An 11150-nucleotide genomic window follows, 5' to 3' on the forward strand; every position below is an offset into this window, starting at 1 on the left:
AATCACTTTCCTGCGTTTCAGGCAGCCGTGCTATGGCGCGGCGAACTCGCTTCCAGTCCAGACATTGTCCAGTTGATTGAAGACCGGTGAAGTAATGAGCATTTCTGCGGAATATAGCAGTTGCAGCTCATCCGCAAACCGCGTGACGCCCGGCACAAGCCCGGTGATGTTGCGCCATTCCGCCCAGGTTCCGGGATTTGACAGACTGTTCGGATTGCCGGGATCAGCGGGCTGGTGCCACCCGGCGGCGTTCAGCAGTGGTGTGAGCGCAAAGCGCGCATCATTGCTGTCGACTTCGGTACAGGCAGCGGCATCGCATTCCCAACTTGTCCAGTTCGCCGCCGCGATGGTTCCGGCGATCGGTGCGGCGGCGTCGATGACCCGAACCATAACTTCGAACCCGCCACCAGCCGTCGGACGGCTGAGCGACAAAGGGTCTGTCGCCACGGCGTGCAAAGCCGCTGTTGGCGCCAGGCTGAGTGTACGACCGATCAGAGCCAGCTGCGCAGAGCCGTCTGTTGCGGGTGCAGACCCCGCAGCAGGCAGGATCCTGACAGGTGTCAAAATCGGAACCGCGCCACCGCGGATCGTGATTTCCTGCACCGCATTGTCAAATGCCGGAACAAAGTCGCTACGGATCGTATAGGTCAACGGGAAGCTGGGTTGTTGTGGCCCCGCAGGTCGGGCACCGTCACGTGTGACAAAGGACAACGGTGGAACGGCACCGGGCTGTGGCAGCGAAATCTGCGGCCCTGCTATGCCCAGCGCCGCCGCGATCATGCGCGCGCGCTGTTCGGCCTCTCCATACTCGCTGAGCAGATTGATATAGCCTCCGATCTCGGTGATGTTGCGCGGGGCAGGGATGCGGGATGGTGCAATGTCGCCAGCGATGGCCAGCCTGTGGGCTATAACCTCTCGGGCGCGCTGAATCGCCGGGGAATTGGTGGTTTCAAGAATATTGATGATGGCCTCGGCAAGGCTTTCATCGATGCCCGGTTCGGGGGTTGCATTTGTGCTGGTGTCAGTCATCGTCGTCCTCCGCTGGGGCGCTCAGGCCATTGAGGAAATCCAGTACGGATTGGCTGCCGGCCTTGGTTGCGCTGCCGTCATCCGCATCCGTATTGGCTTTGGTAAAGGCCCCGAAAAGCTTGGCCAGAAGCAACGTGTTGGAAGGATTGGCCAGAGCCGCAGCACCACCGGGGAAATCCTTGAACAGGTTTTGAACGAAACCGGCCCGGTTGCCATCCGGTTGCCCGCCAATCAGAGCGGAAACTCCCGAAGCGTTCTTGGCGATATCCTCAAACCCCTTGAGCTTTGCGGCATTGTCGGCAGCTGTCTTTTTCTTCTCGGCGGCTTGCTTTTTGGCTTCTTCCTCTTTGCGAGCCGCAGCGATCTCTTGCCCCTTGCCCGCAAGCTCAGTGGCCTTGCCGACAAGCTCTTTGGTCAGATCCGTCGCCGTGTCTATGGCTTTGTCCCGACCGGCGGCGACCGATTGCGTTTCAAGGGCCAGTTGCGCCTGCAACTCTTTCAGGCCCGTCAGATCGGTTCCCGCCCGTGCAAGATCAGGCGCGGCTTTGAGGATCTCGGCCAGTTGCGAAGTGGGCACGGCCTGGCCTGTACCAATGTTGCCACCGGCGATGGTGAGCGTGTTCGAAGGTTGATTGGCCGGCAGGTCTGATGGCGCACGGGCGCCAAAGATCGCATCGCTGTCCGCGGGCAGGACCGGCGTGTCGCCGACCGGGGGTGGCGTCGGGCTGTCCTGCCAGTTCCAGAAGCGGCGATGGTCGATCATCTCGCAGGAATTGCAGCGGCCCAGAACAGCCTCGCCCAACAGGCCCCTGGTCGGCAGCGAGATCGTGCGGCGCGGTGGTCGGAAGTCTTCGCGATGGAAGGCCAGTAGGCTGTCCTGAATGTCGCCGGTCCGCATCTCTATTCTGTCGGCCAGATCGGGCGGGATCGAGAACGGCATGATCATTGCATTGCCATAGAAGCCCAACACCTTGTTCTGGACCGTGCTGAGCAGCGATATCTCGCTTGAGGCGTCATCCAATCCGCCATCGGGCACGCCGATGGTGAAGCGTTCCAGCAGGATGGCCCGTTCCTCATCCGTCATACTGGCCCAGATCACGCGGGAATAGCGAACGGTGTCGGCAACGATATGCTGATACATTTCCTCGATCCGCCGCAGATCACGGCGTGACAACACATCCGGCACTTCCTGTACCGAATAGGGTAGGGTCGCAGGCAAAGCCTGGAATGTGTTGTCGTCGACGATGGTCTGTGCGTCCTCATTCATGCGCGCTTCGAACTCGCTGATCATCGGCGCGCCGACCAGATCGTCGAAATCCGAGCCTGAAATCGTCGTATGAAGGCTCCGGTTGATGTTGCGTGTGGCGCGATCCAGATCATCCGCATCTTCCAGGTTCGAGATATGTTCCCAAATGTTGAAGATGTTGATCGGGTCCGGGCCGGTATAGAATGAATAGGCAAAAGAGCCCGTCCGCCTGCGCAACTCGACGCGGGCGATGTCGGAACGTTCGACCGAGCGGGGCAACGCCACGGATCCGGTATAAGTCCGCCGGTTGGTTGGATCACGGCGCGCGTCAGCCAGCCGAACCAGCAGGTTTTCGCGTGTCTCGGCAGGCAAGTCATGCAGGTTGTCGATGTCGATCGGCGATCCGGTCAGGGGCACTGGCCCAACGCGGTCGCCATCCTGCGTGAAGATCACCGCGGATATGTCATCATTGGGCATGAAAGTGCCCTGCGCCTCGAAGCTGACGATGTCCTGCGCGACACCCGGAGCATTCTGCGGTGTTGCGTCCTTGTCCGCGTAAAACTCTTCCAACAGTTTCAGGGCGGTGCGGAATCTGCGACGGTTTCGGAATACGCGGCGGAACACGTCTGCGTGGCGCAGGATCACCTTGTACCGGCTCAGCAATCCGGACCGGCTGACATTGCCCGGCAATTGATCGCCTTGCCCCAAACGGCGAAAGCGGATGAGCTGCATGGGAACGAAGACGACCAATTGAACGCCTTCGATCCGCGTTTCCAGGGAAAAGTCGCGCAGAACCTCGAACCATTGCATCGTCATTGCATGACAGTGGTTGCGGTTGGCCACGAATTTTGTCGTCGCCGTCCGCCGATCACTTGCCGTGGCTGCACGAACGCTTGTTCGGGCCGAACTTCGCTTGACCGAAGCGGCCCGTTCCAGCGCGGCCGAGAATGTCTCGTGCGTGTCTGACAGAAAATCGCGTGACGTGTTCTGCGTGTTGGACGAACTGCCTGACGAGTTGGAGCTGGAACGGGCGCCGCTGAAACCGACCCCGCCCACTATGGCCCCGATGCCGCCAAACAGACCGCCACCAATGCCGCCGGCGCCCCCGAAGCTTTTTGTGGACGCCTTGGTCGAGAAAGAGGATGTTCCACGGATCACTTCGTCCAATGCGGTTTCGAATGTGCTGTCGAAAGAGGTGTCGCGCGCCTCTTCGAATTCCTGTTGTTCCTCGAAGGTCAGGCTTTCGCGTTCGCGCACGGTCAGGGTTTCGCGCTGTTCCGACACGACGATCCGTTGCTCTTCGCCCGGGGCAAGCGGCAGGGAATAGACCAGACGCCCCAATGACATTCCGGCGTGAACGGCGGTTGAACGCATCTTGGCGATATAGCCAAGCGCCAGGCTGGAAGCTTTTGGCACATCCTGCGGGCGCTGTTCCAGATCTTCGAAAAAATCCTCGATATCAATGGGTTCGTCAATCGGTATCCGATCGCGGAAATCCCAGTCTCCGCCGTCATTGTTGAATGCGCTCAACAGTGTTTCGGCAGAAAGATTGGCCTGTGCAAAGGTGCCGCCCGGAATTGTCGTGACAAAGCGATTGCCGCCAACAGGGCGGGTGCGAACGATGTTTTTCGGCCCGACAAGCGGGTCGATCAACCGGTAAAGAACCGAATAACGCCGCCGCGAAACCGTGCCTCCTTCGGTTCGGTATTCCGAAGCGCAATCACCTTCGCCCAGAACGATTGGGGCCTGCGTGCCGGCGAAGTCGGATATGTTTTCTTCCGCATCCTCAGGATCCACCGGCAGAATATCGGCAAGCTCACCCAGGATCGAGCGCTGCAAAGGGAGGACAGTGCGATCCAGCACCACGAGGCCCAATTCGCCATCCAATGCATCAATGCGCGGCACTGCCTCGGTCAGAGTGGTGTTCTGCCCGCGAATCCGCAATCTGAGGCCATTTTGCGGCAGGCGCAGATTGGGCAGATCAAGCGAAAACAGGCCCCGCGCATCCGTTACGGCGGCTTTTACAGCCCATGAAAAATCCGCGTTGTCGATGCCTTCACTGGCGGTAAAGGTTGGGCGCAGCGCTTCAACGATTACCCGCTCGGCAGGGGTGCCGTCGGGATTGATCAGTTCACCGCGCAGTTTCGGGGCAAGGGTTGGGACGACAGCGCCCAGAAACCCGTCGGCCAGATCCTTGCGTATGGTTTCAAGCTGACGAAAGACGGCACCGGTGGACTGAACGCGCTGATCGACCAGATCGTTGATCACCTCAGCAGACAGGTCAATGCCGACACCACGGCGCAGCGCCTTGAGCTTCTCGGCTTCGACGCGCCTGAGATCGTCAAGGCTGTCAGCCGTAAAACCGGCCGATCCCGAGAGTTCCGCCGAGATCGTGGGATTGGGTCGAGAGGTCGGAAGGGACAGTGTAATGCGCGGGGGCTCACTGCTGGAGTCGGACATGAAGTCACCTCGTAGGAAAGCGCTGCAAGAAACTGAGTGCCGGGAAAAACCAAATCTCGAAAGTTGACCCAACGTAACATGTTTCAGGGATTCGCAAAAGAAAGGCCCGGGCCCGCCTTTTCCGCGACGCGTTTCGAACGCAGGATCCAAAATGCCTTGCAGCAATGGATCTGGTGATTACTTCGTGAAACCGGTTGCCTTCAGCTTCTGCGCCAGCAGGCTCATATGCTTGTAAATTTCACCTGCATCGCGGTGCCACGCCGCTACATCCGCGCCCTGCTGGGCAACGACCTCTGCGTCCCCTCTTGCCGCCGGACCGGTCAGGGCAGATTGCGGGCCAAGAAGGTTGACGTTTTCGACTGTGCTGCTCAACAAACCAGCGTTGAGCTTGCGGGCAGTTTCGTCCGGCACGCCGGCCTCGGCCCACGCTTCGCGGGCGATGGCCTGCAAGACAACGGCGAAGTTGTTCGATATCACAGCGGCTGCATGATACAGGCATTTGCTTTCAGACCGGATGGGAAAACAGGTGGTTCCCAATCCTTCCAGAAGCTGCTGAATGAACGCTGTGGCGTCTTCATCGCCTTCCAACCCGCACAGCGCCTCTTTGAATTGCGCGGCAGCGGCCTGTGGATCGGCGAAAGACAGGACGGGATGAACGCTGGCCAGAGACCATGAGAGGCTTCGCAACGGCGCCAGGTGCTCGGCAGGAAAATAGCCGCTGCAATGGAAAGCCACTGAAGGCTTCCCGGTTTTTTCTTGGTTTTCGAACGCCTCTTTCAATTCGTAGGCCACCGCAGAAATTTGCGTGTCGGGTACTGAGAGGATCCACAGATCAGCTGGCCGCAGATCGGCATAGCTTGCGGCAACGCGCCCGGTTTTGGACAACTGGGCGGCTTCATTTGCCGACCGAAAGGATGTGCTCAGAATATCCTGGATCCGGCAGCCATCAGTGCCATCCAGAAGGCTGATCAGCGTTTTGCCAACCCGCCCGGCACCGACAACGTTAATTTTGATTTCAGTCATCTGGGCTCTCTGTTCTTGTCGTTTAGTCCGCCCCACGGTGGGACGAATAGAAAAACGCAATGGCTTGAGTTCTGTTTTTGACGTTCAGCTTCTCATAGATATTGGACAGGTGGAACTTGACCGTGTTGGTGGATATCTGAAGTTCCTTGGACAGTTCCCGGTTCGACATCCCCTGTGCCAGGGCCTCCAAAATGGCGCGTTCCTTGCGCGACAGGCTTTGAATCGGATCCTGTTTCATCTTCCGGACGTCGATGAACGGAAACACCATCTTGCCTGCTGCCACTTCGGCGCAGGTCTCAAGAAGGCCTTCGACCTCACCCGAGCGGGCTGCAAATCCAGCGGCGCCCGCCTGCATCGCCAATCGCGGGACATCCCCAGAGGTATCGCCATAGATGACAAAGCGCGGTGCATCGGCCTGATCGCGCAGCACCTCGATCAGTTTGGCAGCGCCCAGGGCCGGAAGCGTCCAGTCCACGACACCGACCTGAACGGGTATCCGCATCACCGTTCCCAGAAACCCTTCTGCCGTTGCCGACGTGGCGACCAGAGAGAATCGGGGATCACGTTCGAAAATTTCCGACATGGCCGACAGAACCAGCGGGTTGCTGTCCGCAAGCATGATGTCGATGGGTTTGTCCGATGTCTCAACCATATGATTTTGCCCATATTTTACAAGATACTACCCAAAAGGGTGGGGTAGATTTTGGTATACCGTCGTATTTTTGCCAAAACGGGTAGGTAATTACCCACACTATTAGCCATCCAAAAGCAGTAGTAAGTTACGTTGCGCCATCCGGCAAGCTCGCGTTTTCTGACCGGTATCTTGAACCATCAGGCCGCAATACCCGGCCAACAGCCGAGGACGTCAGACCATGACCTTTCAGATTTTCCCTCCGCTCGAAATTCCCGACACCCTTGCCGCAGGGCCAGGGCCGGGCAATACGGATGTGCGTGTCCTGAAAGCCTTCGCCGGCGCAGGGGTCGCCGATCACATGCAAGGCGATGTCCTCAGGGGCATGATCGAATGCAAGCACATGCTGCGGAAAATCTGGGGCACCCGGAACGCTTATACGTTCGCCGTCGCGGGTACCGGCTGGAGCGCGCTGGACACCATGTTCTCGGCCGTCATGCCCGGTGACAAGGTTGTTGCATTCACCAACGGCACATTCTCGGGGATCGACGCGTTGACGCTGCGGATCAAGGCGGCAACGCCCGCCGAGCACGCAGCCAGCCCGCTTGACCCACAGGCGGCGAGTGTCACGGTAGTCGAGGTTCCACATGGCCAGCGGGTGACTGCTGAACTGATTGAAGCGACTCTGGCCGAGCACAAGCCGAAATGGGCCTTCATGGCGCATTGGGAAACCGGATCGGGCAGGGTGAACGATCTGCGCGGTTTCTCGGACGCATGTGAACGTCATGACACCATGGGGCTGATCGATGCGGTCTCGTCTCTGGGTGTCGAAGACTTTGCGATCGATGACTATCCGGGTGTGGCAGGCTGGGCATCCTGTCCGCAGAAAGGCCTGTGCTGCTTGCCGCTGACCTATGCCCCTGTCAGTTTTACCGATGCCTATATCGAGGCACTGAAATCCACAGGTGCTTATACCTATGTGCACAATCCGATCTTCGAGGCCCGCCACTGGGGCATCGTCGATGGGCAGGACGTGGAAAAGGGCACCTATCACCGGACCCATTCCGGATATGCGGTTGCGGCATTCCACGAGTCATTGCGTTTGACCTTGCAGGAAGGTCTGGCCAAGCGGTCGATGTCTTACCGGACGCATGAAAAGGTTCTTCGCGACGCGGTGACCGAGATGGGGTGCGAGGTCACCTCGGACATGCCCAGCCTGATCGTTCTCAACCTGCCTTCCGCGCTTTCTGGCCGCGAGATGGAACTGGTGCAGAACTGCCGCGCCCGCGGGTTTGGCATCTGGCCCACCTTGAGCGAACCGGTGCAGGTGCGCATCGGCATCCTAAATCAATTGAATCGCGAGGCCGTCAGCCGGATTGTGCGCCTGTTCGCCGAAGCCATTCGTGAGCTGGGGGGAGAGGTCGATCAAGACGCGATCGAAGCTCTGCTGGAAAGCCGTTACGGCACTTCAATAGCTGCTTAAACAGGAGCGCATCAGATGGATATCCACGAATACCAGGCGAAAGAAGTTCTTTCGAAATTCGGCGTCGACGTGCCCGCCGGCGCGCTTGCCTACAGTCCAGAACAGGCGGCCTATCGGGCGCGCGAACTGGGTGGCGACAAATGGATTGTCAAGGCGCAGGTCCATGCAGGCGGGCGCGGCAAGGCCGGAGGGGTCAAGCTCTGCAACAGCGAAAACGAAATCTACAAGGCTTGCGATGATCTGTTCGGTCGCAAACTGGTGACGCATCAGACGGGTCCTGAAGGCAAAGGCATCTATCGTGTCTACGTCGAAGCCGCAGTGCCGATTGACCGGGAAATCTACCTTGGCTTTGTTCTGGATCGCTCCAGCCAGCGGGTGATGATCGTCGCCTCGTCCGAAGGCGGGATGGAGATCGAAGACATCTCGGCCGACCGCCCCGACAGCATTGTCAGGTCCATCGTTGAACCGGCTGTCGGGCTTCAGGAGTTTCAGGCCCGTGAAATCGCCTTCAATCTTGGGGTTGAAGCCAAACTGATCCAGCAAATGGTGCGGACGCTGCAGGGCTGTTATGCCGCCTTCAGCAATCTTGACGCCACGATGGTCGAAATCAATCCGCTGGTCATCACCGGTGACGACCGGGTGCTGGCGCTGGATGCCAAGATGAGCTTTGACGATAACGCTCTGTTCCGCCACCCGCAGATCGCCGAACTGCGCGACAAAAGCCAGGAAGACCCGCGCGAAAGCCGCGCTGCGGATCGCGGGCTGTCTTATGTCGGGCTTGACGGCAATATCGGTTGCATCGTCAACGGGGCCGGTCTGGCGATGGCCACCATGGACACGATCAAGCTGGCAGGCGGCGAGCCTGCAAATTTCCTCGACATCGGCGGTGGCGCGTCGCCTGAACGGGTGGCCAAGGCGTTCCGGCTGGTCCTGTCGGATGACAATGTTCAGGCCATTCTGGTCAACATCTTCGCCGGTATCAACCGCTGCGACTGGGTGGCTGAAGGAGTCGTTCAGGCGTTGAAGGAACTTGACCTCGATATTCCCGTCGTCGTGCGGCTGGCCGGCACTAATGTCGAAGAAGGCCAGAAAATTCTTGCCAAATCGGGCCTGCCGGTCATTCGCGCCACGACGCTGATGGAGGCGGCAGAACGCGCTGTGGGCGCTTGGAAAAACGACCTTACTCAGGGCACCAAAATGAGGGTTGTGTAATGAGCATTCTTCTCGATCGTGACACGCGTGTCATCGTGCAGGGCATCACCGGGCGCATGGCGCGGTTCCACACCAAGGACATGTTGAACTATGGCACAAACGTGGTGGGTGGCGTCGTGCCCGGCAAGGGGGGCGAAACCGTCGAAGGCGTTCCGGTTTTTGACACCGTCAAACAGGCCGTCGAAGCCACCGGCGCCGATGCCAGCCTGGTCTTCGTACCGCCCCCGTTTGCGGCGGATTCCATCATGGAGGCCGCCGATGCGGGCATCCGCTATTGCGTTTGCATCACCGACGGCATTCCGGCACAGGACATGATCCGGGTGAAACGGTACATGTATCGCTATCCGAAAGAGAAACGCATGGTTCTGACCGGTCCGAACTGTGCCGGCACCATCTCGCCCGGAAAAGCTTTGTTGGGCATCATGCCGGGGCATATCTATCTTCCCGGACATGTGGGGATCATCGGCCGTTCGGGGACATTGGGATATGAGGCGGCGGCCCAGTTGAAAGAGCGCGGGATCGGCGTTTCGACCAGTGTCGGAATCGGGGGCGACCCGATCAACGGATCGTCATTCAAGGACATCCTTCAACGGTTTGAAGACGACGAAGACACGCATGTCATCGCCATGATCGGCGAAATCGGAGGCCCGCAGGAAGCGGAAGCCGCCGAATATATCCGCGACCACATCTCCAAACCGGTGATCGCCTATGTCGCCGGCCTGACCGCTCCGAAAGGCCGTACCATGGGGCACGCGGGGGCGATCATCTCGGCCTTCGGCGAAAGCGCCAGCGAAAAGGTCGAGATCCTGTCCGCCGCAGGTGTCACCGTGGCCGAAAACCCTGCCGTGATCGGTGAGACGATCGCCCGCGTGATGGAGGCTGCGTGATGGTCAAACCATCGGTTCTGGTTACCCGTCGCTGGCCTGCTGCCGTCGAGGCGCAGCTGGCCGAGAACTACAACACCGTTTTGAATACCGGCGACAAACCCATGTCCCCGGCTGAAATCCGGCAAGCGTTGATATCCTATGACGCCGTGCTGCCCACTGTAACGGACACGCTGAGCGCCGAGGCACTGGATGTGCCGGGTGTGCAGACAAAAATCCTTGCCAATTACGGCGTCGGCTACAGCCATATCTGCGAGCCGTCGGCACGCGAGTTGGGTATGACCGTGACCAACACGCCCGACGTTCTGTCTGAGTGCACCGCCGATATCGCCATGACGCTGCTTTTGATGGTGGCGCGTCGGGCGGGTGAGGGCGAACGCGAGCTGCGTGCAGGTCAGTGGACAGGATGGCGGCCCACGCATCTGGTCGGAACCAAGGTCAGCGGCAAGACACTGGGCATCATCGGATATGGCCGCATCGGACAGGAGATGGCCCGCCGTGCGCATCACGGGTTCGGCATGGACGTGCTGGTTTGCAACCGTAGCGCCGTATCGCCCGATGTTCTCGCCGAATGCAACGCAAGACAGGTGGACACCATTGATGACCTGCTGCCGCAATGTGACTTCGTTTCACTGCACTGTCCGGGCGGCGCAGCCAACCGCCATCTGATCAATTCGCGCAGACTTGGCCTGATGAAGCCTGACGCATTTCTGATCAACACCGCACGGGGCGAAGTGATCGATGAATGGGCACTGATCCAGGCCTTGGTGTTCGACATGATCGGCGGCGCTGCATTGGACGTTTTCGATGGTGAACCGCGGGTCAGCCCGGACCTGTTGCAATGCGACAACCTCGTCATGCTTCCGCATCTGGGCAGCGCGACCCGCGAAGCGCGCGAAGCGATGGGGTTCCGGGTTCTCGACAATCTGAGCGACTTCTTCGACGGCCGCGAACCTCGGGACCGCGTGATCTGAGGCCACCTTCAAACTTCACGCAATGGCGTCCAACGCAGCCGTGGCTGCGTTGCGTTCCTCAATTAGGAGATATGACCAGTGAATGCCCCGCACCGTTCAGACGGATTTTTCACCCAGTCCCTTTCTGATCGTGATCCCGAGCTTTTTGGCTCGATCACGTCGGAACTGGGTCGTCAGCGCGACGAGATCGAGCTGATCGCGTCCGAGA

General features: G+C 59.3%; 8 protein-coding genes. 4 read left to right on the forward strand and 4 right to left on the reverse strand.

Translation table 11 applies throughout. From position 1 onward, the window contains the following. Window positions 1-30 precede the first annotated feature (30 nt). The 4 genes from I9184_RS20185 to I9184_RS20200 form a co-directional block, all read right to left on the reverse strand. Window positions 31-1029 carry a hypothetical protein gene (locus I9184_RS20185; protein ID WP_209835550.1) on the reverse strand — a complete coding sequence of 333 codons (999 nt, stop codon included), beginning with the start codon at window positions 1027-1029 and terminating at the stop codon, window positions 31-33. Then, window positions 1022-4735, reverse strand: a complete 3714-nt coding sequence (locus I9184_RS20190; protein ID WP_209835551.1) for a hypothetical protein — start codon at window positions 4733-4735, stop codon at window positions 1022-1024. Before I9184_RS20190 ends, I9184_RS20185 begins: the two co-directional genes overlap by 8 nt. A gap of 177 nt (window positions 4736-4912) precedes the next feature. Further along, a complete protein-coding gene (locus tag I9184_RS20195) occupies window positions 4913-5758 on the reverse strand; it encodes a Rossmann-like and DUF2520 domain-containing protein (RefSeq protein ID WP_209835552.1) in 846 nt (281 codons plus the stop codon). A 22-nt stretch (window positions 5759-5780) separates the two neighbouring features. After that, entirely contained in the window at window positions 5781-6410 is a 630-nt protein-coding gene (locus tag I9184_RS20200) for a response regulator transcription factor (RefSeq protein ID WP_245218233.1), read from the reverse strand. Between the two features lie 220 nt (window positions 6411-6630). Here I9184_RS20200 and I9184_RS20205 point away from each other — a divergent pair, with 220 nt between their 5' ends. The 4 genes from I9184_RS20205 to I9184_RS20220 are packed head-to-tail and all read left to right on the forward strand — an operon-like array spanning window position 6631 to window position 10942. Further along, the gene (locus tag I9184_RS20205; protein WP_209835553.1) at window positions 6631-7872 is read left to right on the forward strand and encodes an aminotransferase class V-fold PLP-dependent enzyme; all 1242 of its coding nucleotides are present in this window, start codon (window positions 6631-6633) and stop codon (window positions 7870-7872) included. Window positions 7873-7887: 15 nt separating this feature from the next. After that, window positions 7888-9084 (forward strand): malate--CoA ligase subunit beta, encoded by a 1197-nt coding sequence (locus I9184_RS20210; protein WP_209835554.1) that lies wholly within the window; start codon window positions 7888-7890, stop codon window positions 9082-9084. Continuing rightward, complete coding sequence (gene sucD, locus I9184_RS20215; protein ID WP_171230723.1) at window positions 9084-9971, forward strand: succinate--CoA ligase subunit alpha; 888 nt, start codon at window positions 9084-9086, stop codon at window positions 9969-9971. The genes I9184_RS20210 and sucD overlap by 1 nt, the downstream gene beginning before the upstream one ends. Then, window positions 9971-10942 (forward strand): D-glycerate dehydrogenase, encoded by a 972-nt coding sequence (locus I9184_RS20220; RefSeq protein ID WP_171638487.1) that lies wholly within the window; start codon window positions 9971-9973, stop codon window positions 10940-10942. The genes sucD and I9184_RS20220 overlap by 1 nt, the downstream gene beginning before the upstream one ends. Window positions 10943-11150 lie beyond the last annotated feature (208 nt).

The organism is Ruegeria sp. HKCCE3926, from assembly GCF_017872515.1.
In the GTDB taxonomy this organism is placed as follows: domain Bacteria; phylum Pseudomonadota; class Alphaproteobacteria; order Rhodobacterales; family Rhodobacteraceae; genus Ruegeria.

What these genes read in the sequence shown, in the direction of transcription:
- I9184_RS20210 (WP_209835554.1), top strand. Translation starts at nt 7,888, where the DNA reads ATGGATATCCACGAATACCAGGCGAAAGAAGTTCTTTCGAAATTCGGC.
- I9184_RS20220 (WP_171638487.1), top strand. Translation starts at nt 9,971, where the DNA reads ATGGTCAAACCATCGGTTCTGGTTACCCGTCGCTGGCCTGCTGCCGTC.
- I9184_RS20205 (WP_209835553.1), top strand. Translation starts at nt 6,631, where the DNA reads ATGACCTTTCAGATTTTCCCTCCGCTCGAAATTCCCGACACCCTTGCC.
- I9184_RS20195 (WP_209835552.1), bottom strand. Translation starts at nt 5,758, where the DNA reads ATGACTGAAATCAAAATTAACGTTGTCGGTGCCGGGCGGGTTGGCAAA.
- sucD (WP_171230723.1), top strand. Translation starts at nt 9,084, where the DNA reads ATGAGCATTCTTCTCGATCGTGACACGCGTGTCATCGTGCAGGGCATC.
- I9184_RS20190 (WP_209835551.1), bottom strand. Translation starts at nt 4,735, where the DNA reads ATGTCCGACTCCAGCAGTGAGCCCCCGCGCATTACACTGTCCCTTCCG.
- I9184_RS20185 (WP_209835550.1), bottom strand. Translation starts at nt 1,029, where the DNA reads ATGACTGACACCAGCACAAATGCAACCCCCGAACCGGGCATCGATGAA.
- I9184_RS20200 (WP_245218233.1), bottom strand. Translation starts at nt 6,410, where the DNA reads ATGGTTGAGACATCGGACAAACCCATCGACATCATGCTTGCGGACAGC.